This is a genomic window from Streptomyces sp. NPDC050315, from assembly GCF_040655775.1.
GTDB lineage: Bacteria > Actinomycetota > Actinomycetes > Streptomycetales > Streptomycetaceae > Streptomyces.
In genome coordinates, this window is the sequence record NZ_JBFAKN010000006.1 from 459,437 (window position 1) to 482,488 (window position 23,052).

General features: G+C 69.7%; 21 protein-coding genes and 2 tRNA genes. 19 read left to right on the top strand and 4 right to left on the bottom strand.

Translation table 11 applies throughout. The features are described from left to right. Window positions 1-655: 655 nt before the first annotated feature. The 10 genes from dnaN to AB0I82_RS24415 all read left to right on the top strand — a co-directional run bounded on the left by dnaN (window position 656) and on the right by AB0I82_RS24415 (window position 12,602). Window positions 656-1,786, top strand: coding sequence for a DNA polymerase III subunit beta (gene dnaN / locus AB0I82_RS24370; protein WP_030259430.1), 1,131 nt, complete (start codon window positions 656-658; stop codon window positions 1,784-1,786). 210 nt (window positions 1,787-1,996) lie between these two features. Further along, window positions 1,997-2,875 (top strand): phosphogluconate dehydrogenase (NAD(+)-dependent, decarboxylating), encoded by an 879-nt coding sequence (gnd, locus tag AB0I82_RS24375; RefSeq protein WP_363259462.1) that lies wholly within the window; start codon window positions 1,997-1,999, stop codon window positions 2,873-2,875. Window positions 2,876-2,942: 67 nt separating this feature from the next. Then, on the top strand, window positions 2,943-4,076 hold the full coding sequence (gene recF, locus AB0I82_RS24380) for a DNA replication/repair protein RecF (protein WP_363259463.1): 1,134 nt from the start codon (window positions 2,943-2,945) through the stop codon (window positions 4,074-4,076). Further along, window positions 4,077-4,634 carry a DciA family protein gene (locus AB0I82_RS24385; protein WP_030259421.1) on the top strand — a complete coding sequence of 186 codons (558 nt, stop codon included), beginning with the start codon at window positions 4,077-4,079 and terminating at the stop codon, window positions 4,632-4,634. Window positions 4,635-5,062: 428 nt separating this feature from the next. Continuing rightward, window positions 5,063-7,093 carry a DNA topoisomerase (ATP-hydrolyzing) subunit B gene (gene gyrB / locus AB0I82_RS24390; RefSeq protein ID WP_363259464.1) on the top strand — a complete coding sequence of 677 codons (2,031 nt, stop codon included), beginning with the start codon at window positions 5,063-5,065 and terminating at the stop codon, window positions 7,091-7,093. A gap of 49 nt (window positions 7,094-7,142) precedes the next feature. Then, the gene (gene gyrA, locus AB0I82_RS24395; RefSeq protein WP_363259465.1) at window positions 7,143-9,764 is read left to right on the top strand and encodes a DNA gyrase subunit A; all 2,622 of its coding nucleotides are present in this window, start codon (window positions 7,143-7,145) and stop codon (window positions 9,762-9,764) included. A gap of 15 nt (window positions 9,765-9,779) precedes the next feature. Next, entirely contained in the window at window positions 9,780-10,454 is a 675-nt protein-coding gene (locus tag AB0I82_RS24400; protein WP_363259466.1) for a DUF3566 domain-containing protein, read from the top strand. A gap of 113 nt (window positions 10,455-10,567) precedes the next feature. Next, a tRNA-Ile gene (locus AB0I82_RS24405) sits at window positions 10,568-10,641 on the top strand. 157 nt (window positions 10,642-10,798) lie between these two features. After that, window positions 10,799-10,933, top strand: a complete 135-nt coding sequence (locus AB0I82_RS24410; RefSeq protein WP_003958712.1) for a DLW-39 family protein — start codon at window positions 10,799-10,801, stop codon at window positions 10,931-10,933. A 214-nt stretch (window positions 10,934-11,147) separates the two neighbouring features. After that, a complete protein-coding gene (locus AB0I82_RS24415) occupies window positions 11,148-12,602 on the top strand; it encodes a hypothetical protein (protein WP_363259467.1) in 1,455 nt (484 codons plus the stop codon). A 9-nt stretch (window positions 12,603-12,611) separates the two neighbouring features. On the opposite strand, the gene AB0I82_RS24420 is transcribed toward AB0I82_RS24415, so the two are convergent. Together AB0I82_RS24420 and AB0I82_RS24425 are read right to left on the bottom strand one after the other, a co-directional pair. Then, the gene (locus AB0I82_RS24420) at window positions 12,612-13,964 is read right to left on the bottom strand and encodes a serine/threonine-protein kinase (RefSeq protein ID WP_363259468.1); all 1,353 of its coding nucleotides are present in this window, start codon (window positions 13,962-13,964) and stop codon (window positions 12,612-12,614) included. A 71-nt stretch (window positions 13,965-14,035) separates the two neighbouring features. After that, complete coding sequence (locus tag AB0I82_RS24425; protein WP_030259400.1) at window positions 14,036-14,581, bottom strand: DNA-binding protein; 546 nt, start codon at window positions 14,579-14,581, stop codon at window positions 14,036-14,038. Window positions 14,582-14,698: 117 nt separating this feature from the next. Between AB0I82_RS24425 and AB0I82_RS24430 the strand changes: the two genes are divergently transcribed. Beyond that, a tRNA-Ala gene (locus AB0I82_RS24430) sits at window positions 14,699-14,771 on the top strand. 67 nt (window positions 14,772-14,838) lie between these two features. Here the strand turns inward: AB0I82_RS24430 and AB0I82_RS24435 are convergent. Continuing rightward, complete coding sequence (locus AB0I82_RS24435) at window positions 14,839-15,558, bottom strand: DUF5324 family protein (protein ID WP_363259469.1); 720 nt, start codon at window positions 15,556-15,558, stop codon at window positions 14,839-14,841. A 469-nt stretch (window positions 15,559-16,027) separates the two neighbouring features. On the opposite strand from AB0I82_RS24435, the gene AB0I82_RS24440 reads away from it, so the two are divergent. Continuing rightward, entirely contained in the window at window positions 16,028-16,555 is a 528-nt protein-coding gene (locus tag AB0I82_RS24440) for a peptidylprolyl isomerase (RefSeq protein WP_363259470.1), read from the top strand. A gap of 167 nt (window positions 16,556-16,722) precedes the next feature. Next, window positions 16,723-17,652, top strand: a complete 930-nt coding sequence (locus tag AB0I82_RS24445) for a rhomboid family intramembrane serine protease (RefSeq protein ID WP_363259471.1) — start codon at window positions 16,723-16,725, stop codon at window positions 17,650-17,652. 329 nt (window positions 17,653-17,981) lie between these two features. Here AB0I82_RS24445 and crgA read toward each other — a convergent pair whose 3' ends face one another. Next, the gene (crgA, locus tag AB0I82_RS24450; protein WP_363259473.1) at window positions 17,982-18,239 is read right to left on the bottom strand and encodes a cell division protein CrgA; all 258 of its coding nucleotides are present in this window, start codon (window positions 18,237-18,239) and stop codon (window positions 17,982-17,984) included. A gap of 142 nt (window positions 18,240-18,381) precedes the next feature. On the opposite strand from crgA, the gene AB0I82_RS24455 reads away from it, so the two are divergent. The 6 genes from AB0I82_RS24455 (at window position 18,382) to AB0I82_RS24480 (ending at window position 23,006) form a co-directional block, all read left to right on the top strand. Then, a complete protein-coding gene (locus AB0I82_RS24455) occupies window positions 18,382-19,152 on the top strand; it encodes a DUF881 domain-containing protein (RefSeq protein WP_363259474.1) in 771 nt (256 codons plus the stop codon). A 33-nt stretch (window positions 19,153-19,185) separates the two neighbouring features. Beyond that, window positions 19,186-19,884, top strand: a complete 699-nt coding sequence (locus AB0I82_RS24460) for a class E sortase (protein ID WP_363259475.1) — start codon at window positions 19,186-19,188, stop codon at window positions 19,882-19,884. Window positions 19,885-19,955: 71 nt separating this feature from the next. Further along, entirely contained in the window at window positions 19,956-20,132 is a 177-nt protein-coding gene (locus AB0I82_RS24465; protein WP_363259476.1) for a hypothetical protein, read from the top strand. Beyond that, window positions 20,129-20,767 carry an aminodeoxychorismate/anthranilate synthase component II gene (locus AB0I82_RS24470; protein WP_363259477.1) on the top strand — a complete coding sequence of 213 codons (639 nt, stop codon included), beginning with the start codon at window positions 20,129-20,131 and terminating at the stop codon, window positions 20,765-20,767. The genes AB0I82_RS24465 and AB0I82_RS24470 overlap by 4 nt, the downstream gene beginning before the upstream one ends. After that, the gene (locus tag AB0I82_RS24475) at window positions 20,764-22,209 is read left to right on the top strand and encodes a class E sortase (RefSeq protein WP_363259478.1); all 1,446 of its coding nucleotides are present in this window, start codon (window positions 20,764-20,766) and stop codon (window positions 22,207-22,209) included. Before AB0I82_RS24470 ends, AB0I82_RS24475 begins: the two co-directional genes overlap by 4 nt. Window positions 22,210-22,340: 131 nt before the next feature. Continuing rightward, the gene (locus AB0I82_RS24480; RefSeq protein WP_363259656.1) at window positions 22,341-23,006 is read left to right on the top strand and encodes a class E sortase; all 666 of its coding nucleotides are present in this window, start codon (window positions 22,341-22,343) and stop codon (window positions 23,004-23,006) included. Window positions 23,007-23,052: the final 46 nt, after the last annotated feature.

Sequence of the window (23,052 nt, forward strand, 5' to 3'; positions counted from 1 at the left end):
AACAGCGTCCACAGGGAGGCCACCCGCCAACGGATCATCCCAGGTCAGCAGGGTGTGGAATTGCGGACAACCGTCATCCACAGGGTGTGGACAAAGATCTCGTCCACAGTGTGCGCACGCGACTGTCCACCGGCCGCCCACAGGGAATGCGGCGTTGTACACACCTCGTCCACACCGCTGTCCACTGTTCGGCAAGGCAACACCCCCGCTCACCGGGTCGAGTGAAAGCCGTCACACCAAAGTGCCGGGTTGGGCTGTGGGGAACCTGGGTAAAACTGGGGACGGCGCTGGGGAGAAACCGGCCTCCCCTGTGCATCGGGTGTGCACAACGTCGGGCGGTCCACAGAACCGCCGGCTTATCCACGGCTGCACCCACAGCCCCCGGTGGACAAAAAACGGGCGCTGACCTGCGAAAAGCCGGTTGTCCACGGTTTCCACAGCCCCTACTACTACGACCACGGATATGTAGCGGGGAACTCGTTTCGAATCGGGTGCTGTGCACAACTTGGGGACCGGGCCTCTTCGAGCTCCCGCCCCGACTTGACCCCGAGCCGCACCGACTGTCGGTGGCGTGCGTCAGACTGGTCTCCGGCAACCCAGCCGACGACGAAGGCCAGCAGGGCGAAGAGCCAGCAACAGCAGGAGGCGGTTTCCGGTGAAGATCCGGGTGGAGCGCGATGTACTCGCGGAGGCAGTGGCCTGGGCGGCCAAGAGCCTCCCGGCCCGTCCGCCGGTGCCCGTCCTCGCGGGCCTGCTGCTGAAGGCGGAGGACGGCTCCCTGAGCCTCTCCGGCTTCGACTACGAGGTCTCGGCACGTGTCTCGGTGGACGCGGAGACCGAGGAGGAGGGCACGGTCCTCGTCTCCGGCCGCCTGCTCGCCGACATCTGCCGTGCGCTGCCGAACCGCCCGGTGGAGATCTCCACAGACGGTGTACGAGTGACCGTCGTCTGCGGCTCCTCGCGCTTCACCCTCCATACCCTTCCTGTGGAGGAGTACCCGGCGCTGCCCCAGATGCCCACCGCCACCGGCACCGTCCCCGGTGAGGTCTTCGCCTCCGCGGCCGCCCAGGTCGCCATCGCCGCCGGCCGCGACGACACCCTCCCGGTGCTCACCGGTGTCCGCATCGAGATCGAGGGCGACACCGTCACGCTCGCCTCGACCGACCGCTACCGCTTCGCGGTCCGCGAGTTCCTGTGGAAGCCGGAGAGCCCGGACGCCTCCGCGGTCGCGCTGGTGCCCGCCAAGACGCTGCTGGACACTGCCAAGTCGCTGAGCAGCGGTGACACGGTCACGCTGGCGCTCTCGGGCTCCGGCGCCGGTGAGGGCCTGATCGGTTTCGAGGGCGCCGGTCGCCGGACGACCACCCGCCTCCTCGAGGGCGACCTGCCGAAGTACCGCACGCTCTTCCCGACCGAGTTCAACTCCGTCGCGGTGATCGAGACGGCCCCCTTCGTCGAGGCCGTCAAGCGTGTGGCGCTGGTGGCCGAGCGGAACACCCCGGTGCGGCTCAGCTTCGAGCAGGGCGTGCTGATCCTGGAGGCCGGCTCCAGCGACGATGCACAGGCTGTAGAGCGCGTCGACGCGCAGCTGGACGGCGACGACATCTCGATCGCCTTCAATCCCGGCTTCCTGCTGGAGGGCCTGTCGGCGATCGACTCCCCGGTCGCGCAGCTGTCGTTCACGACGTCGACCAAGCCCGCGCTGCTGAGTGGCAAGCCGGCCGCCGACGCCGAGGCGGACGACGCGTACAAGTACCTGATCATGCCGGTCCGCCTGTCGGGCTGACGGCCCGCTCCGCCCCGGCCGTGGCCCTGCGTCCACAGGCTGTGCACACGCCCGGAAGGCCGTACGGACCCGCTCCGTACGGCTGCCCGGATGACGCGGTTGACCTGCGGCTTATGAGCGGCTGAGCCCACAGCTGTGCACGGCCCTTCGGGCGTAGGCTCGTCGTAGGTCAGGTACAAGGGCAACGACTATGTGCAAAGAGGGTCTCTGATGGAGCTCGGTCTCGTCGGTCTCGGCAAGATGGGCGGCAACATGCGCGAGCGCATCCGCCGCGCAGGCCACACGGTCATCGGTTACGACCGCAACCCGGACCTCGCTGACGTTGGCAGCCTCAAGGAGCTGGTGGACTCGCTGCAGGGTCCGCGCGTCGTGTGGGTCATGGTGCCGGCCGGCGCCGCCACCCAGGCGACCATCGATGAGCTGGGCGAGCTGCTGTCCGAGGGCGACATCGTCGTGGACGGCGGCAACAGCCGCTGGACGGATGACGAGAAGCACGCCGAGGAGCTGCGTGCCAAGGGCATCGGCTTCGTCGACTGCGGCGTCTCCGGTGGCGTGTGGGGCCTGGAGAACGGCTACGCGCTGATGTACGGCGGTGCCGCCGAGGACGTGGCGAAGGTCCAGCCGATCTTCGACGCGCTCAAGCCGGAGGGCGACTTCGGCTCGGTGCACGCGGGCAAGGTCGGCGCGGGCCACTTCGCGAAGATGGTCCACAACGGCATCGAGTACGCGATGATGCAGGCCTACGCCGAGGGCTGGGAGCTGCTGGAGAAGGTCGACTCCGTCACGGACGTGCGCGAGGTCTTCCGCTCCTGGCAGGAGGGCACGGTCATCCGCTCCTGGCTGCTGGACCTGGCGGTCAACGCGCTGGACGACGACGAGCACCTGGAGAAGCTGCGGGGCTTCGCCGCCGACTCCGGTGAGGGCCGCTGGACGGTCGAGGCCGCGATCGACAACGCGGTGCCGCTGCCGGCGATCACCGCGTCGCTGTTCGCGCGGTTCTCCTCGCGTCAGGACGACTCTCCGCAGATGAAGATGATCGCCGCGCTGCGGAACCAGTTCGGCGGCCACGCGGTCGAGAACAAGAAGTAATCCCAGGTGCCGGGGCGTTTTCCCCGGCACCGCAGCAGTATTACGCCGGGGGAGGTCGGCGCCGCCCATGCATGTCGCGCATCTGTCGCTCGCCGACTTCCGCTCGTACGCCCGGGTCGAGGTCCCGCTCGATCCGGGCGTCACGGCCTTCGTCGGGCCCAACGGCCAGGGGAAGACCAATCTCGTCGAGGCGGTCGGCTATCTCGCCACCCTCGGCAGCCACCGGGTGTCCTCCGACGCGCCGCTGGTCCGCATGGGCGCGGAGCGGGCGATCGTCCGGGCACAGGTGGTGCAGGGCGAGCGGCAGCAGCTGATCGAGCTGGAGCTGAACCCCGGCAAGGCCAATCGGGCCAGGATCAATAGATCCTCGCAGGTCAGGCCGCGTGACGTGCTCGGCATCGTACGGACGGTCCTGTTCGCGCCCGAGGATCTGGCCCTGGTGAAGGGCGATCCGGGTGAGCGGCGGCGCTTCCTGGACGAGCTGATCACGGCGCGGTCGCCGCGGATGGCGGGCGTGCGCTCGGACTACGACCGCGTGCTGAAGCAGCGCAACACCCTGCTGAAGAGCGCGGCCCTGGCGCGCCGGCACGGCGGCCGGAAGATGGATCTGTCCACGCTGGACGTGTGGGACCAGCATCTGGCGCGCGCGGGTGCGGAGCTGCTGGCGCAGCGGCTGGACCTGATCGCGACGCTGCAGCCGCTGGCGGACAAGGCGTACGAGCGGCTGGCGCCGGGCGGCGGTCCGGTCGGGCTGGACTACCGCGGTTCGGTGGGCGAGCGGCTGGCGGAGGCGTCGAACCGTGAGGAGCTGTACGGGCTGCTCATGGAGGCGCTGGGCGAGGCGCGGAAGAACGAGATCGAGCGGGGCGTGACGCTGGTCGGTCCGCATCGGGACGACCTGGTCCTCAAGCTCGGGCGGCTGCCGGCGAAGGGGTACGCGAGCCACGGCGAGTCCTGGTCGTACGCGCTGGCGCTGCGGCTGGCCTCGTACGACCTGCTGAGGGCCGAGGGCAATGAGCCGGTCCTCGTACTGGACGACGTCTTCGCCGAGCTGGACGCGCGCCGCCGGGAGCGGCTGGCCGAGCTGGTGGCGCCGGGCGAGCAGGTGCTGGTGACGGCGGCGGTGGACGACGATGTGCCGGGCGTGCTGGCGGGAGCGCGGTTCGCGGTCTCCGAGGGCACGGCGGAGAAGGTGTCGTAAGTGAGTGAGCAGTCCGGTCCTCAGGAGCCTGCGGGACCCGAGCAGCCGAAGCCGCCGGAGCTGTCCGGTGTCGATCTGGCGCGGCAGGCGCTGGTGGCCGCGAAGGAGCAGGCACGGGCCCGGGGTGCGGCTGCGCAGCAGAAGAAGCAGGCCCGGCGCGGGGGCGGGCTCCGTTCCGGTGCGCGCGCCGACGGCCGGGACCCGCTGCCGCTGGGTGCGGCGATCAACCGGCTGATCACCGAGCGTGGCTGGGAGACGCCGGCCGCGGTCGGCGGGGTGATGGGCCGCTGGCCGCAGCTGGTGGGCGCGGAGGTGGCGCAGCACTGTGAGCCGCAGAAGTACGACGAGGACGCCCGGGTACTGACGGTGCAGTGCGACTCGACGGCGTGGGCGACGCAGCTGCGGCTGCTCGCGCCGACGCTGGTGGCGCGGCTGAACGAGGACCTGGGCCATGGCTCGGTAAAGATCATCAAGGTGCTGGGGCCGGGTGGCCCGCCCCGCCGGTACGGCTCGCTGCGGGCTCCGGGGAGCAAGGGGCCCGGCGACACGTACGGCTGAGCCGTGTCCGCGCGCCCGGAGTGACCGTTTCACGTGAAACCACACGCTCGCCCGGCCGAACCCCTCTGTTTCACGTGAAACCGCCCCTGTGGCGGGTGTCCGTACGGGCGACATGCCTGGGATGTTCTGATGTGACGCATGAGACTCCGCTCACCGTAGTCGGAGGTTGACAGCCCGAAGCGCTGAGTGCCGGTGTGAGCGTCCTGGGGGCCCGTCTCGCATATGGGGAGTCGGCGGACGCCAGTTCAGGGCGGCACGTGAGGACTCAGGCGCCCGCAAACCCCCATGAGTGTCGGCGCTACCGGTAGACTGGTAGCAATCCCGCCCACTCGCGGAACATGTCGAACGACGCAGCCGCTCCTGACCGGCACGGGGCCTTCCCGCCGGCGGCAGGAGAAGGCTCGTGCCTGTGCCAGAAAGGGCGCTTCGTGGCCGACTCCGGCGACCTCAACGAGAACATCACGGCTTCTACCGAAGAGGGGGTTCCTGCCGTCGCCAGTGGCGGCTCCTCGGAAGAGAAGTCGTACGACGCCAGTGCGATCACTGTCCTTGAGGGCTTGGACGCGGTTCGCAAGCGACCGGGTATGTACATCGGCTCCACGGGCGAGCGTGGTCTGCACCACCTCGTCCAGGAGGTCGTCGACAACTCCGTCGACGAGGCGATGGCCGGCCACGCGGACACGATCGACGTCACGATCCTCCCGGACGGCGGCGTGCGCGTCGTCGACAACGGCCGTGGCATCCCCGTCGGCATCATCCCCTCCGAGGGGAAGCCGGCCGTCGAGGTCGTGCTCACCGTGCTGCACGCGGGCGGCAAGTTCGGCGGCGGCGGGTACGCCGTCTCCGGTGGTCTGCACGGCGTCGGTGTCTCCGTCGTGAACGCCCTGTCCCAGCGGGTCTCCGTCGAGGTCAAGACGGACGGCTACCGCTGGACGCAGGACTACAAGGCGGGTGTGCCGACCGCGCCGCTCGCCAAGCACGAGGCCACCGAGGAGACCGGCACCTCGGTCACCTTCTGGGCCGACGGCGACATCTTCGAGACCACCGAGTACTCCTTCGAGACGCTCTCGCGGCGCTTCCAGGAGATGGCCTTCCTCAACAAGGGGCTGACGATCCAGCTCACCGACGAGCGCGAGGCGCACGTCGACGAGGACGGCAAGCCGCTCACCGTCAAGTACCACTACGAAGGCGGCCTCGTCGACTTCGTGAAGTACCTGAACTCCCGCAAGGGCGAGACGGTCCACCCCACGGTCATCGACATCGAGGCCGAGGACAAGGAGCGGATGCTCTCGGTGGAGATCGCGATGCAGTGGAACACCCAGTACACCGAGGGTGTCTACAGCTTCGCGAACACCATCCACACCCACGAGGGCGGTACGCACGAAGAGGGCTTCCGCGCCGCGCTGACGGGCCTGATCAACAGGTACGCGCGGGACAAGAAGCTGCTGCGCGAGAAGGACGACAACCTCACCGGTGAGGACATCCGCGAGGGTCTGACGGCGATCATCTCCGTCAAGCTCGGCGAGCCCCAGTTCGAGGGCCAGACCAAGACCAAGCTGGGCAACACCGAGGCGAAGACCTTCGTCCAGAAGGTCGTGCACGAGCACCTCACGGACTGGCTGGACCGGAACCCGAACGAGGCCGCGGACATCATCCGCAAGGGCATCCAGGCCGCCACGGCCCGCGTCGCCGCCCGCAAGGCGCGCGACCTGACCCGCCGCAAGGGCCTGCTGGAGACCGCGTCGCTGCCGGGCAAGCTGAGCGACTGCCAGTCCAACGACCCGACCAAGTGCGAGATCTTCATCGTCGAGGGTGACTCCGCCGGCGGCTCGGCCAAGTCCGGCCGTAACCCGGAGTACCAGGCGATCCTCCCGATCCGCGGCAAGATCCTGAACGTCGAGAAGGCCAGGGTCGACAAGATCCTGCAGAACCAGGAAGTCCAGGCGCTGATCTCGGCCTTCGGCACCGGGGTCCACGAGGACTTCGACATCGAGAAGCTCCGCTATCACAAGATCATCCTGATGGCGGACGCCGACGTCGACGGCCAGCACATCAACACCCTGCTGCTCACCTTCCTGTTCCGCTTCATGCGGCCGCTGGTCGAGGCCGGGCACGTGTACCTCTCCCGCCCGCCGCTGTACAAGATCAAGTGGGGCCGGGACGACTTCGAGTACGCCTACTCCGACCGCGAGCGCGACGCCCTGATCGAGCTGGGCAAGCAGGCCGGCAAGCGGATCAAGGACGACTCGGTCCAGCGCTTCAAGGGTCTGGGCGAGATGAACGCCGAAGAGCTGCGCATCACGACCATGGACACCGACCACCGTGTGCTCGGCCAGGTCTCGCTGGACGACGCGGCCCGCGCGGACGACCTGTTCTCCGTGCTCATGGGTGAGGACGTCGAAGCGCGTCGCTCGTTCATCCAGCGCAACGCCAAGGACGTCCGCTTCCTCGACATCTGAGCCCGTCGGCCCGAACAACAGCCGCAGCTCGAAAGGACTTTGAACAGCAATGGCCGACGAGAATCCCCCCATGACCCCGGACGGCGTGACCGCCGAGGGCGCGCCCGCCGCCATCGAAGGCGTGGGCATGCGCGTCGAGCCCGTCGGGCTCGAGACCGAGATGCAGCGCTCGTATCTCGACTACGCGATGTCCGTCATCGTCTCGCGCGCCCTGCCCGACGTGCGGGACGGCCTCAAGCCGGTGCACCGCCGCGTCCTGTACGCGATGTACGACGGCGGGTACCGCCCCGAGAAGGGCTTCTACAAGTGCGCCCGCGTCGTCGGCGACGTCATGGGTACGTACCACCCGCACGGCGACTCCTCGATCTACGACGCGCTGGTCCGCCTCGCGCAGCCGTGGTCGATGCGGATGCCGCTGGTGGACTCCAACGGCAACTTCGGTTCTCCGGGCAACGACCCGGCCGCGGCCATGCGGTACACCGAGTGCAAGATGGCGCCGCTGTCGATGGAGATGCTCCGGGACATCGACGAGGAGACCGTCGACTTCCAGGACAACTACGACGGCCGTAACCAGGAGCCGACGGTCCTGCCGTCGCGCTTCCCGAACCTGCTGATCAACGGCTCGGCCGGCATCGCGGTCGGCATGGCGACCAACATCCCGCCGCACAACCTCCGCGAGGTCGCGGCCGGCGCCCAGTGGGCGCTGGAGCACCCGGAAGCCTCCAACGAGGAGCTGCTGGACGCCCTGATCGAGCGGATCAAGGGCCCGGACTTCCCCACCGGTGCGCTGGTGGTGGGCCGCAAGGGCATCGAGGAGGCGTACCGCACCGGCCGTGGCTCCATCACGATGCGCGCCGTGGTCGAGGTCGAGGAGATCCAGAACCGCCAGTGCCTGGTGGTCACCGAGCTTCCGTACCAGACCAACCCCGACAACCTCGCGCAGAAGATCGCCGACCTGGTGAAGGACGGCCGGATCGGCGGCATCGCCGACGTCCGCGACGAGACCTCCTCGCGCACCGGCCAGCGCCTGGTCATCGTGCTCAAGCGGGACGCCGTCGCCAAGGTCGTGCTGAACAACCTGTACAAGCACACCGACCTGCAGACGAACTTCGGCGCCAACATGCTGGCGCTGGTCGACGGCGTGCCGCGCACGCTGTCCCTGGACGCGTTCATCCGCCACTGGGTGACGCACCAGATCGAGGTCATCGTCCGCCGGACGAAGTTCCGGCTGCGCAAGGCCGAGGAGCGGGCGCACATCCTGCGCGGTCTGCTCAAGGCCCTGGACGCCATCGACGAGGTCATCGCGCTGATCCGGCGCAGCCAGACGGTCGAGGACGCGCGCGGCGGCCTGATGGACCTGCTGGAGATCGACGAGATCCAGGCGAACGCGATCCTGGAGATGCAGCTGCGGCGGCTGGCGGCCCTGGAGCGGCAGAAGATCACCGCCGAGCACGACGAGCTGGAAGCCAAGATCCGCGAGTACAACGCGATCCTGGCCTCCCCGGAGAAGCAGCGGCAGATCGTCAGCGACGAGCTGACCGCGCTCGTCGACAAGTACGGCGACGACCGTCGCTCCAAGCTGGTGCCCTTCGAGGGCGACATGTCCATCGAGGACCTGATCGCCGAGGAGGACATCGTCGTCACGATCACCCGTGGCGGCTATGTGAAGCGGACCAAGACCGACGACTACCGCTCGCAGAAGCGCGGCGGCAAGGGCGTCCGCGGCACGAAGCTCAAGGAAGACGACATCGTCGACCACTTCTTCGTGTCCACCACCCACCACTGGCTGCTGTTCTTCACGAACAAGGGCCGGGTCTACCGCGCCAAGGCGTACGAGCTGCCGGACGCGGGCCGGGACGCGCGCGGCCAGCACGTCGCGAACCTCCTCGCCTTCCAGCCGGACGAGCAGATCGCGCAGATCCTGGCGATCCGCGACTACGAGGCGGCGCCGTACCTGGTCCTGGCCACCAAGGCCGGCCTGGTGAAGAAGACGCCGCTGAAGGACTACGACTCGCCGCGGTCCGGCGGTGTCATCGCCATCAACCTGCGCGAGCAGGCGGACGGCTCGGACGACGAGCTGATCGGCGCCGAGCTGGTCTCCGGCGAGGACGATCTGCTGCTGATCTCCAAGAAGGCGCAGTCGATCCGCTTCACCGCAACGGATGACGCGCTGCGCCCGATGGGGCGTGCGACCTCCGGCGTGAAGGGCATGAGCTTCCGCGAGGGCGACGAGCTCCTCTCGATGAACGTGGTGCGGGCGAACACCTTCGTGTTCACCGCCACCGACGGCGGGTACGCGAAGCGCACGAACGTCGACGAGTACCGCGTCCAGGGCCGCGGCGGCCTCGGTATCAAGGCCGCCAAGATCGTGGAGGATCGGGGTGAGCTGGTCGGCGCGCTGGTGGTCGAGGCGAGCGACGAGATCCTCGCGATCACCCTCGGCGGTGGGGTGATCCGCACGCGGGTCGACGAGGTCAGGGAGACGGGCCGTGACACCATGGGCGTCCAACTGATCAATCTGGGCAAGCGCGATGCCGTCGTCGGTATCGCTCGGAACGCCGAGGCCGGTCGCGAGGCCGAGGAGGTCGAGGCCTTCGTGGAGGGCGGGTCGGCCGACGCGGCGGACGCCCAGGCCCCGGCGGCCGGGGGCGAGGAGCCCGCGGCGGAGTAGCGCGAGGAGTAGGTCGTGAGTGGAGCCACGGGTGCGCAGGCGGGCGGATCGGGCGACGGGCGGAGCTCGTCCTCCGGGCCCGCGACCGTGAAGGACGGCGCCCGTGGCTCCGATGCTGAGGGCGGCCCCCGCAAGGAGGCCGCCTCCGAGGGGGGAACCGTGACCGACACCAGGCAGCCGCAGCCCGAGGCGCAGCCGCAGCCCGAGCCCCGCCCGCAGGGCGCCGAGGGGCAGCCGTACCGCCCGCCGTCGGCGTACGCGACAGGCGGGGGCAAGCAGGGGATGCGCGTGCCCCGTACGGGCGTCCGTACGGCCCCGCGTACGCGCAAGGCCCGGCTGCGCGTGGCCCGCGCGGACCCGTGGTCGGTGATGAAGGTCAGCTTCTTGCTGTCGATCGCGCTGGGGCTGTGCACGCTGGTGGCGGTGTCGGTGCTGTGGATGGTCATGGACGCGATGGGCGTCTTCTCCACGGTCGGCGGCACGATCAGCGAGGCCACCAGCTCCGACGGCGGTTCCGGTTTCGATCTGGAGTCGTTCCTGTCGCTGCCGCGGGTGCTGTTGTTCACCGGTGTCATCGCGGTGATCGATGTGGTGCTGGCGACCGCGCTGGCCACGCTCGGCGCGTTCATCTACAACCTCTCGGCGGGCTTCGTGGGCGGCGTGGAGCTGACCCTGGCCGAGGACGAATGACCTGATGCGAGCGGCTGCCGACGGCCTTTCGGGCCCCCGCCGACTATCGATTTGGGTCATGGCTCTGAAGTGCGCTAATCTTTCGGTGCAGCCAGCGAGGCGGCACCAAGCCAGGGGCTATAGCTCAGACGGTTAGAGCGCTTCCCTGATAAGGAAGAGGCCACAGGTTCAAGTCCTGTTAGCCCCACCGGCAAGGATCGGCCCGGACGGAGAGTTCTCCGCCCGGGCCGATCCGTTTGTGCTTGCCGACAGTTGGGGTCGGGCTAGGTCACCGATTGATATCGACCGGTGTGTATCATCGGCCCCCGAAGGTCCCCTACGTCAACGAAAGACGAGGTCGCGCGGTGAAGAAGCTTCTCCTGGTCGCACTGGCCGCCATCGGCGGGCTCCTCGTGTACCGCCAGATCCAGGCGGATCGCGCCGAGCAGGATCTGTGGACGGAGGCGACCGACTCCGTGCCCGCAGGTTCGGGCGTGTGAGCCCCAGCACGTACGTACGAAACCCCGGTTGCCGCGCTGTGCGGTGGCCGGGGTTTCGTCTGTGTTCAGCGTCGTTTCCGATGGTCGTTGCGGGACCGTAATGCCTCGTACCTTGAGTTTGCGGTAGCACATCATTAAGTTGCGCTAGCAAACTGGCAGGATGGGCGGCGCAGTGCCGGTACCGGTGGGGGTTCGGGACGATGAGGGGTAGTACGTGGTGACGCGGCGCACGATCAGGAGGGGACTGGCAGGGTCAGTGGCGCTCGGCGTGCTGGCGGTGCTGCCGGGGGTGGCCACGGCGGCGGACGCGCTGCCCACGTATGCGCCCGCGCCGGATGCCAAACCCGTCGAGGGGAAGACGAGCACCGGGGACGCGCCGAAGATCGACCCCGGTACGTACACCGACTCCCTCAAGCGCGGCGAGAAGAAGCTCTACGCCCTCGAACTGGACGGCAGTTCCACCGCTTACGTATCGGCGGTGGCCGCGCCGGCGCCGGACACGAAGGTGGAGGACTACACCGACGGGCTGACCGTTTCCGTGCAGGACAGCAACGGCGCGACCTGCGGTCCCGACGGCGACGTGCGGTTCCACGGCGGCAAGACCGCCTATCCGATCGGCGATTACGCCTCGCGTCGCATCGGCAGCGATCTGTCGGAGTGTCAGCAGGCGGGCCCGTACTACGCGGTGGTCGAACGGCCCGGGGACGCGACCTCGGGTCCCGACAGCTGGCCGGTCGAGCTGCACTACGTGACCGAGCCCCGCCTTACGGGGGCGGCGCCCGCCGAACCCGGTAAGGGCAGTTGGAGCAGCGCCACGCCTGCGCCGCCCACGGAGGGCAAGCAGAAGACCGTCAAGGGCGGCACGAGCTTCAACGACGCCGCCTCCGTGGGCGAGGGGCAGTGGAAGGACCGCATCAGGCCCGGCGAGACCCGCTTCTACCGGGTGCCGGTGGACTGGGGACAGCAGCTGAACGTGAGCGCCGAACTGTCCAGCACCGCACGGAAACCGGGCACGGGGATCTCCTCGTTCGTCCCGGAGGCGCTCGGCCTGACCGCGTACAACCCGGCGCGCGGCCTGGTCAGCGACGAGAGCTTCAAGGCGTACGAGGGCAAGCAGACGCCGGTGCGGCTGTTCACCGCGCCGGTGGACTACGGCAACCGCTTCAGTGACGACGACGCCGTCAGCCCGATGCGCTTCGCGGGCTGGTACTACCTGGAGGTGTCGCTCAACCCGGACGCCGCGCAGTTCTTCAAGAAGGACGCGGACCTCACGCTCCGGGTGGGCCTCAAGGGCGCGGCGAAGCCCGGCCCTCAGTACGCGGAGCCGGCGACCGCCTTCTCCGTCACGTCCGAGGACCGGGGCCTGGCGGAGACGGGCCGGGCGGCGTCCGAGGCGGAGCGCAGCGGCCATCTGCGGACGGTGGGGTACGCGGGCATCGGCATCGGCGCGGCGCTGTTGGCCGGTCTCGGGGTGTGGACGGCGAGGGCGCGGCGCAAGGCGGCGATCACCATGGCGGCCACGGGGCCCGCTGCGGGCGCGCCGGGCGGCCAGGGTGCCCAGATCCCCGGGCAGCAGCCGTACGGCGCTCAGAACGGCGCTCAGGACGCCGGACAGGGGTTCGGACAGGGGTCCGGACGGGCGCCGGGAAGCCGACCGCCGCAGAGCTAGGGCGTCGCGTCAGCTCGCCATCAGGGCCCAGACCCCCACCGCGATGCACAGCAGCGCGACGACCAGGACCGGCACGGCGACCTTCGGGGGCGGCCCGGGGCGGGCCGGTTTCGCGTGCTGCGCACCGGATGCGGCGGGCGCACCAGGAGCGGCGGGCGCCGCGGCCTGACCGGGGACGCGTGGCTGCCCGACCGTGTACGGCCGGGTCTGCGCCAGGTCCTGCTGCGCCCCGGCGGTCGGCTCGTACGTCCGTACCGGCGGCTCGTACGGCTGCACACCGGGGGCCGGGAAGGGCGTCGGGAGGGGCGTCGGCGTAGGGGTGGGGGGCTCCTGCGGGCGGGGCGGTGCCGACGGGAAGCTGCCGGTACCCGGCACCCGAGGGGCACTCACCGGACCACCGAACGTTCCGCCACTTACCGGACCACCGACCGTTCCTGCGCCCTGCGTGCCACCGCCCGGCCCGCCCCCCTGCGCACCGCCGCCGACCGGCCCCTCGGGCCCGTACCCCGAAGGCAGCGGCCCGATGAGGTCGAAGACCTCGACGATCTCGTCCTCGACCGTCTCCTCGGGCAGCAGCTCGACGGCCGAGAGGACCGCCTTGCGGGCGCCGTTCGCCGTCTTGAAGCGGGCGTCCGGGTCGGGCTGCAGCAGACCCGCCAGTACCTGCCACAGCGGCTCGGGCACGCCTTCGGGCGCGCCGGGCACACCGTGCTGCGTGAAGTGCTCGACCAGCGCCTGGGAGTCCGGCTTGTTGCCGGTCAGCAGGTACAGGGCGAGCAGGCCGACCGCGAAGAGGTCGGCGGGGAAGTCCGGCTCGGCACCCAGCAGTTGCTCGGGCGCGAAGTAACCGGGCGTCCCGACCACGTAATCGGCCTCGGTGAGCCGCGGCTCGCCCTTGCGCATCGAGATGCCGAAGTCGGAGACCCGCACGTGCGGCCGCCCGGTGCCGGTGGCCTCCAGCAGGATGTTGGCGGGCTTGATGTCCCGGTGGACCACGCCCTCTGCGTGCACCGCGGCCAGCCCCGAGAGCACCTGGTCCAGCAGCAGGCACACGTAGCGCGGCGGCAGCGGGCCGTAGTCGCCCACCAGGTGCGCCAGCGAACCGCCGTTGACCAGGTCCATGGTGAACAGGACCTTGTCGTCGTTGGCGGCCCAGCTGGCGGGCGCGAGCACGTGCGGGTGATCGATGCGCAGCGCCTGTTCCCGTACGAAGCGCAGCAACGTGTGCGCGTCGCTCTGCTGGAGCACCTTCGCCGCGACGTAGCGCCGGCGCCGCTGGTCCCAGGCGCGCCACACGGCGCCCACCCCGCCCCGCCCGATCGGATCGATGAGCTCGTACCTGCCGGCGAAGACCTCACCCATGGCGCCGCGTCCGCTCCCTCGACAAGCTGCCTGCCTGGCTGATTCCGGTGTGCTGCGTAGCGATTTCCGGACTAGTTCTGGTGCGCTTCGTAGTGGGCCACCGCGTCGGCGGTCCGGCCCGCCCCGTAGACCCGCAGGAACTCTGCCAGTTCGGGGTGGGTGGCGGAGAGGGAATCCGCGGCCTCGATGATGTCGCCGGCCGCCGCGACGGACCGCAGCAGCGACTGGATCTCGCGCACGACGCGACGCACGGTGGTGGCCCCCGTGGTGGCGGTCTGCGTCGTGTTGTTCAGCACCGAACCGCCCGCCGTCTTCTTGATCTCGTCCATCCGGTCGGTGGCCTCGGCCGCGGACACGCTGCCGTCGGCGACCTGGCTCGACAGCTCCTGGAGCGCCTGTACGCGCTGGACCACGGCCGGGTTGCCGATCTTGGCGCGCTGGCCGCTCATCAGCTGCGACAACATGGGCGCCGAGAGGCCCAGCACAGCGGCGAGCCGGGCCTGATTGAGCCCGAGATCGTCGATGAGGCGACGGAAGAGCGCCCCCAGCGGCTCTCCGTACCAGCTGCGCTGCAGCTCCCGAGCGCGCGCGGTGGCTTCCTGCTGTGCTGCATCCATGGCGTCTCCCCTTCGCTTCGCTGCCGCGAATCTCGCGAAGCATCCTACGGAGAGCGACGGCCCGTAGCGATACCCGGTCGGGAAAGCGAGCGGGTACCGGGTACTCTGGTGCGCGACGGGGCCTTAGCTCAGTTGGTAGAGCGCTGTCTTTGCATGGCAGATGTCAGGGGTTCGACTCCCCTAGGCTCCACACCCAAACGCCCCCCGAGCTGCGTGAAGCGCTCGGGGGGCGTTCTGCTGTGCGGTGCGGCGGTGGGTCAGGTGCGGTTGCCGCCGTCACGTTCGTCCGCTTCGGACTCCGCCTGCTTGGCCTGGACCTCTGGGTCCAGGACCGCGCCGGGGCTGCCGTCCACGGCGCTGAGCGGGGCGCGCTCGCCGACCTCGGTGGCGGCGGGCGGCTCGACCAGCCAGTCGGGGTTGGCCTGCTTGTCCCACCACTTCCACGCGGCGAAGGCGCCGCCGGCGAGGATGCCGAGCAGAGTGACCCGCTTGAGGGCCTTTCCGGTACGGGCCCGGCGGCGGTGCTTCCTGGCGAGCTTCTCGATCTCGGCGGCGGTGACCTGTCCGCGCAGCGCCGCCACGGCCGCGGCCCCGCGCAGCATGGCCTCCTCGCGGGCGGGCTCGGCGGCGGCACGGGCGCTGCGAACGGCCTTCTCCACACGCGGCGCGGTGTAGTCGGTGGCCTGGCGGGCGGCCTTACGGGTGCGGGCCGCGGCCTTCGTGGCGGCGGCGTCCACCTTCGGGGGCAGCGCGCCGCGCGCGTGCTCCAGGCGTGGCTGGAGCCGGGCGTCGTACTGCTGACGCGCCTGATGGGCGGCCACGGTCACCTTGGGGGCCAGTTTGGTGCGCGCCTCGTGCGTGAGGTGCACGGCGGTGTCCCTGGCCGTGCCGGCATACGGAGCCACCACCTCCGCGGCGTGCCGCACGCTGTCCTTGGCCGTTCCGGTGGCGGCGCGCACGCTGTCCTTGCGGGTCACGGGATCCTCCTCATCGGGTGGCGTGTCCGGGCTCGGGGGCGCTTGCCCACGTCTGCAGTGACGCCTCTCCGCCCGCTTGCAGATCATGCCTGCGCGACGGACGTACGGCATGTGCAGGCGGGCATCCGGGTCAATGCGGACTTCGGGCGCCTTGTGATGACAATGCCACGGTTCGGCGCGGCGCGCGCCGCTTCGGCGGCTTCCGGCCGCGGTAACGGGATTCGGCGGTTTCTCGCCCCCTGTCAGCGGTCTGTCTGCGGGCTGTCTGCGGTTGGGGTCGGTCCGCCGGTACGGACGTATGGCCGCCGGCCGGACCGGAATGTACGGGTCCCCGCTGGTCGGCGGCGAAAACCCCACCAGAGGGGGGAAATCAGTGCGAACACCGGGTATGAGGTGGCGGGCGGGGGACGGGCGGGCCCGTTCGTGCGAGGATCGGTAACCGTCAGTGCAGACTTATGGAAGGTAGATCGTGGCTGAGCAGCTCTACGCCACCCTGAAGACCAACCAGGGCGACATCGAACTTCGGCTTCTGCCGAACCACGCCCCGAAGACGGTCAAGAACTTCGTCGAACTCGCCAAGGGCGAGCGGGAGTGGACCAACCCGGCGACCGGACAGAAGTCCACGGACAAGCTGTACGACGGCACCATCTTCCACCGGGTGATCAGCGGCTTCATGCTCCAGGGCGGCGACCCGCTGGGCAACGGCACCGGTGGTCCGGGCTACGAGTTCGCCGACGAGTTCCACCCGGACCTCTCCTTCGACCGCCCGTACCTGCTGGCCATGGCCAACGCCGGCCCGGGCACCAACGGCTCGCAGTTCTTCATCACCGTGGCCCCGACCGCGTGGCTGACCGGCAAGCACACCATCTTCGGTGAGGTCACCAACGAGGCCAGCAAGAAGGTCGTGGACGCCATCGCGACCACCCAGACCAACCCGCGCACCGACCGTCCGGTGAACGACGTGGTCATCGAGCAGGTCGTCATCGAGACCCGCTGAGTTCCGCCGCGCGAGGGCCTCTGGGTCCCGCTGCACGAGGACCTCTCCGCCACCCCTGCCCGCGGCCGACCGTGGGCGGCGTGGAACCATAACGCCCCGCCCGGTCGTAGACCAGGCGGGGCGCGCAGCTTGTCAGGGCCGTGCGCCATTCAGGACGAGGGGAAGCGATGGAGCAGGCGCCAGGCAATCCACAGGGACCGCAGGACGCCCACGGCGGAAACGATCCGTCCGAGGGCGGAAACGGTTCGCCGCGCTGCTACCGCCACCCCGACCGGGCCACCGGCATCAGCTGCACCCGCTGCGAGCGGCCGATCTGCCCGGAGTGCATGGTCAGCGCCTCGGTCGGCTTCCACTGCCCGGAGTGCGTACGCAGCGGCGGCGGTACCGGCCACGCCCCGGGTGCGAGCCGCCCACGTACGGTCGCCGGCGGTGCGCTCACCGCCGATCCGCGGCTGCTCACCAAGATCCTCATCGGCGTCAACGTCGCGGTCTTCCTGGCCGTCATGGCCGTCGGGGACCGGCTGGTCAACGCGCTGGACATGGTGGGCCTGGCCTTCGATCCCGGCTCGTTGGGGCTGGTCGGCGTCGCGCACGGCGAGTGGTACCGCCTGGTCACCGCGATGTTCCTGCACCAGCAGGTCATGCACATCGCGTTCAACATGCTCTCGCTGTGGTGGCTGGGGCCGCCGCTGGAGGCGGCGCTCGGCCGGGTCAGGTTCCTCGCGCTGTACTTCCTCGCCGGGCTCGGCGGCAGCGCCCTGTCGTACCTGCTCGCCGCGCAGAACCAACCGTCGCTGGGCGCGTCCGGCGCGGTCTTCGGGCTGCTGGGCGCCACGGCGGTGCTGCTGCGCCGGCTGAACTACGACATGAAGCCGGTACTGATCCTGCTCGGCCTGAACCTGGCCTTCACGTTCTTGTGGCCGAACATCGCCTGGCAGGCACACGTGGGCGGCCTGGTGGTGGGCGCCGCGGTGACGTACGCCATGGTGCACGCGCCGCGCGGCCGCCGGAACGCGATACAGGCCGCGGCCTGCGTACTGGCGCTCCTGGTGATCGTCGCGGTGGTGTGGACCCGCACGGTCCAGCTCACCGGCTGAACGGACGCGGGCTCCTGGTGGAGCCCGCTCATCACCCACAGGAGTCACACCACTCCCGCCCGAGCGCCCTGGACACCCGTCCGGAGTGATCGCCCGTTCACTTGTCCACAGCTCGTGTCGGCCCCTGTGCGCACCGTGCAGAATCCCGGCAAGGGGGGCCGCTGCAGGGACGTTTCCGCAGTACAGCGGGGTAGTGCGGGTCGCCGGCGGTGCCCGCCGCCGGTGTGATCAGCGTCAACCCCACAGGGGTTATCCACAGATCTTCTGAAGTTTTCCCCGGCTGTGGATAACCGTGTGGATGGCCTTGGGTACAGCTTGCGCTCGGGGCGCTACTTCCACTGCGTGGAGACGCCGAAGCCCACCGCGATGAAGCCGAAGCCGGCCACGATGTTCCAGTTTCCCATCGTCTTGATGGGCAGGTCACCTTCGGTCACGTAAAAACACACGATCCACGCCAGCCCGATCAGGAACATCGTCAGCATCAGCGGCGCCACCCAGCCCCGCCCCGAGTTCAGCTTGATCGAGGTCTGCTTCGCCGACGGCGGCGGCGTGAAGTCGTCCTTCTTGCGGATCCGTGACTTCGGCACGAGGAACTCTCCTGTCGATGCGCTGCGTAACCGCGCGGATGTACAAAGGCCGGCACCGGGTGGGAGGCGTCGGGGATCGGGTGCTCCCCCGGGGCGTCCGTTAGCGTAGTGCTTCCGCGGCGTCGTAAGGAGTAAGGGTACGTTGAGCAATTCCGCTGACTCCCCCGGCCGCCGCTCTCGTTTGCGGCTGCGTCCCGTACGCCTGTTGACGCTCGTCGTCTTCGCGCTGGCCGGGCTGCTCTTCTGGATCAGCTTCGACACCGCGCGCGGCACGAACCTGCGCTCGGACGACTCGATGCTGCGGCTGTCGGACCTCATCCAGGACCACAGCCATAAGAACAAGATCCAGGACGAGCGGAACGCCTCCCTGCGCTCGGACGTCGACCGCCTCGCCGGCGAGGACAGCGGCAGCAGCGACGCCGACAAGGCCCGGGTCGAGGCGCTGGAGGAGAACGCGGGGACGAAGAAGGTGAGCGGCCAGGGCCTGACCGTCACCCTCACCGACGCCCCGCCCAACGCCACCGCCCAGATCCCCGGCGTCCCCGAGCCGCAGCCCAACGACCTGGTCATCCACCAGCAGGACCTGCAGGCCGTGGTCAACGCCCTGTGGCAGGGCGGCGCCAAGGGCATCCGGGTCATGGACCAGCGGCTGATCTCCACCAGCGCGGTGCGCTGCGTCGGCAACACGCTGATCCTCCAGGGGCGGGTCTACTCGCCGCCGTACACGGTCACCGCCGTGGGCGACCGCCAGGCGCTGACCGACTCCCTGAACGCCTCACCCGCCATCCAGAACTACCTCCAGTACGTCGAGGCGTACGGCCTCGGCTGGAAAGTCGAGCCGCACGGGGCGATGACTCTGCGCGGCTACTCCGGCACAGTGGATCTCCACTACGCACAGCCTGTGAAGCCGTAGCGCGCGGGGAGCGTGCACGAGGGGGCGGCCGGGATGACGGTACGGCTGGTCGTCAGGACCTTCAGCGAGCTCTGCCTGACCATCGGCACATTGATCGTGCTCTTCGTCGTCTACGTCCTGTACTGGACCGGGGTACGGGCCGACAGCGCCATGGACGGCGAGCTCGGCCGGCTGCAGGACCGCTGGTCCACGGGGCCGGTCGCGAACGCCGCACCCGCTCCCGACGACGACAAGCCGCGGGAACCGGCACCGCCCGCGTACCGCGATGGCGAGCCCTTCGCCGTCATGTACATCCCCCGCTTCGGCCGCGACTGGGCCAAGCCCGTCCTGGAGGGCACCGCCACCGGCACCCTGCAGAAGGGCCTCGGCCACTACGCCCGTACCGCACGCCTCGGGGCGACCGGGAACTTCGCCGTCGCGGGCCACCGCCGCACCTACGGCGACCCCTTCAAGGACTTCCCGCGGCTGCGCCCCGGCGACGCGGTCGTGATCAGTGACGGCACGACGTGGTTCACGTACCGCATCGACAAGCGCCCCTACCGCACCCTGCCGAGCGACGTCGGAGTCATCGACCCCGTACCGCGCGCATCCGGCTACGACGGCCCCGGCCGTTACCTCACCCTGACGACCTGCGAGCCGGAGTGGGGACACAGTCACCGGCTGATCGTCTGGGCGCACCTGGACGCCACCTCACCCGTGGCCGAGGGACGTCCGGCGGCATTGCGCAGCTGAGCCACACGGTCAGGGCTCGCCCCTTACTCTGGTGGGGCAAATGACAACTGGCATCGGCAAGTAGGGACAGCATGTACGGCTGGATCTGGCGGCATCTGCCGGGCAACGCATGGGTGAAGGCACTGATCTCGCTCGTGCTCGTACTGGCGATCGTCTTCCTGCTCTTCCAGTACGTCTTCCCTTGGGCGGAGCCGCTGCTCCCCTTCGGCGAGGTCACGGTGGATCAGGGAATGGAGGCCGTCCGATGAGCGCGCGGATCCTCGTCGTCGACAACTACGACAGCTTTGTCTTCAACCTCGTCCAGTATCTCTATCAGCTCGGTGCCGAGTGCGAGGTGCGGCGGAACGACGAGGTGGAGCCGGGGCACGCACAGGACGGCTTCGACGGCGTCCTGCTCTCGCCGGGCCCGGGCGCGCCCGAGCAGGCCGGCGTCTGCATCGACATGGTGCGGCACTGCGCGGACACCGACGTGCCGGTCTTCGGCGTCTGCCTGGGCATGCAGTCGATGGCGGTGGCGTACGGCGGTGTCGTGGGCCGCGCTCCCGAGCTGCTGCACGGCAAGACGTCGCTGGTGACGCACGAGCACAAGGGCGTCTTCCAGGGGCTGCCCACGCCGTTCACGGCGACCCGGTACCACTCGCTGTCGGTCGAGCGGGACACGCTGCCGGACGAGCTGGAGGTCACCGCCTGGACGGAGACCGGCCTGGTGATGGGGGTGCGCCACCGCGAACTGCGGGTGGAGGGCGTGCAGTTCCACCCGGAGTCGGTGCTCACGGAGTGGGGCCACGGAATGCTCGCCAACTGGCTGGTCGAGTGCGGTGACGAAGGAGCGGTGAAGCGTTCGACGGGGCTGGCCCCCGTGGTCGGCAAGGCCGGCGCGTGACCGCACTCCGCCCCGAGCGCGAAGGCACGTCGTCGTACGGTCCTCATGATCCGTACGACGGCTCTGCCGCGTTCGAGGCGGCCGTCGGGCAGCTCGGCGATCCCCTGACGGACCCCCTGCCCGGCCGGAACGACGCAGCGCACGAGCAGTACAGCGACCCAGCGCACCAGCAGTACTACGACCAGCCGCCGTACGAGGATCCGGCCGCCGCGTACGACGGGTACGACGGCTACGAACCGACCGCGTTCTACCCGCAGTTCTCGGCCTACGAAGGCTACGAAGCCTACGGGCAGACCGAGCAGGCCGGACAGGCCGACCACGCCGGGACGTATACGTACGCGCAGGAGGACCCGAGCGCGTACAGCGAGGCGGCGCTCGCGGCGGCCGAGACGGTCATCGCGCCGGTCGTGCCGTCCCTGCCCGCCGACGACGAGCCGGTGCCGCGGCAGGACGACCAGACGATGGCGCTGCGGCAGGCGGACGCCAAGGCCGTGAAACGGCCCGAGGACGCTGTTTCACGTGAAACAGAGCCTCCGGCCCCCGGCGGCCGCGCCGCGCGGCGCAGAGCGGCGCAGGCGGCCGCCAAACAGGGCGGCAAACGTGCCCGCCGCCCCGCTCCGGCCGCGGAGGGCGCCAGACGGGGCGGCAAACGTGCCCGTCGTCCCGTTCCGGCCGCGCACGCCGCCAAGGCCACGGAGACCGCCCCTGAGTCCGCGCCGACCTCACGAGTCGCCGCGCGACGGGCCGCACGCGCCCGCAAAGAGAGCGTCGGCGTCGTCGTCAGCCGGGTCACGGGCGAGGCGTTCATCACGCTCGGCGTGCTGATGCTGCTGTTCGTCGCCTACCAGCTGTGGTGGACCAACGTCCTGGCGCACAACCAGGCGGGCGGCGCGGCCAGCAACCTCCAGCAGGAGTGGGACAAGGGCGGCGCGGACAAGCGTGCGGCGGGCGCGTTCTCGCCCGGCCAGGGCTTCGCGATCATGTACATCCCGAAGCTCGACGTGAAGGTCCCCATCGCCGAGGGCATCAGCAAGCACGGTGTCCTGGACCGCGGCATGGTCGGCCACTACGGCGAGGGCAAGCTGAAGACGGCGATGCCCTGGGACAAGACGGGGAACTTCGCGGTCGCGGGCCACCGGAACACCCACGGCGAGCCGTTCCGCTACATCAACCGGCTGGTGAAGGGCGACAAGATCGTCGTCGAGACCCGCAGCCGCTTCTACACGTACGAGATGGAGAGCATCCTCCCGCAGACCTCGCCCTCCAACATCGGGGTGATCGGCCCGGTCCCGCCCGGCTCCGGTTTCACCGAGCCCGGCCGGTACCTCACGCTGACCACGTGCACCCCGGAGTTCACCAGTACCTACCGGATGATCGTGTGGGGCAAGATGGTCGAGGAGCGGCCGCGGAGCAAGGGCAAGCCGGATGCGCTCGTCAGCTGAGCACCATCAGGGGGTACCACGCGGTGACTGCCACCGGACAGGACGCGGACGCCGGCCGCGCCGAGAACACTGACGCGTCCGAGGGGGCCGGTACGCCGTCCCCGCCCCCGCCGCGGCGGACCCGGCGCCGGATCGCCGCGGTCATCAGCGTCATCGGCGAGCTGCTGATCACAGCAGGCGTGATCATGGGCCTCTTCGTCGGCTACTCGCTGTGGTGGACCAACGTCCTCGCCGACCGCGCGGCGCATCACCAGGGTGACCGGGTGCGGCAGCTCTGGGCGAAGTCCAAGAGCCCCGAGCAGAAGGAGCTGGACACCAAGGACGGCATCGGCTTCCTGCACGTCCCCGCGATGAAGAACGGCGAGGTGCTGGTCAAGAAGGGCACCAGCAGCAAGGTCCTCAACGACGGGGTGGCCGGGTACTACACCGACCCCGTGAAGTCGGCGCTGCCGCAGGACAAGACCGGTAACTTCACGCTCGCCGCGCACCGGGACGGGCACGGCGCCAAGTTCCACAACATCGACAAGCTGAAGAAGGGCGACGCGGTCGTCTACGAGTCGCAGGACGCCTGGTACGTCTACAAGGTCTTCGCGACGCTGCCGCAGACCTCCAAGTACGACGTCGGTGTGCTGGAGAAGACCCCCAAGGCGTCCGGCAAGCGCAAGCCGGGCCGCTACATCACCCTGACGACCTGCACGCCGGTCTACACCTCCACCTACCGCTACATCGTGTGGGGCGAGCTGGTCCGCACCGAGAAGGTGGACGCCGACCGCACCCCGCCGAAGGAACTCCGCTAGGCGGTGTCCGCAGGAGTACGCGAGAGGGCCCGGGGCGCAAAGCCCC

Bases quoted from the DNA above. Each gene is read 5' to 3' on its own strand.
- AB0I82_RS24425 (WP_030259400.1), bottom strand. From the start codon at position 14,581: ATGGATGCAGCACAGCAGGAAGCCACCGCGCGCGCTCGGGAGCTGCAG.
- gnd (WP_363259462.1), top strand. From the start codon at position 1,997: ATGGAGCTCGGTCTCGTCGGTCTCGGCAAGATGGGCGGCAACATGCGC.
- gyrA (WP_363259465.1), top strand. From the start codon at position 7,143: ATGGCCGACGAGAATCCCCCCATGACCCCGGACGGCGTGACCGCCGAG.
- AB0I82_RS24460 (WP_363259475.1), top strand. From the start codon at position 19,186: ATGACGGTACGGCTGGTCGTCAGGACCTTCAGCGAGCTCTGCCTGACC.
- AB0I82_RS24470 (WP_363259477.1), top strand. From the start codon at position 20,129: ATGAGCGCGCGGATCCTCGTCGTCGACAACTACGACAGCTTTGTCTTC.
- recF (WP_363259463.1), top strand. From the start codon at position 2,943: ATGCATGTCGCGCATCTGTCGCTCGCCGACTTCCGCTCGTACGCCCGG.
- AB0I82_RS24445 (WP_363259471.1), top strand. From the start codon at position 16,723: ATGGAGCAGGCGCCAGGCAATCCACAGGGACCGCAGGACGCCCACGGC.
- AB0I82_RS24420 (WP_363259468.1), bottom strand. From the start codon at position 13,964: ATGGGTGAGGTCTTCGCCGGCAGGTACGAGCTCATCGATCCGATCGGG.
- AB0I82_RS24465 (WP_363259476.1), top strand. From the start codon at position 19,956: ATGTACGGCTGGATCTGGCGGCATCTGCCGGGCAACGCATGGGTGAAG.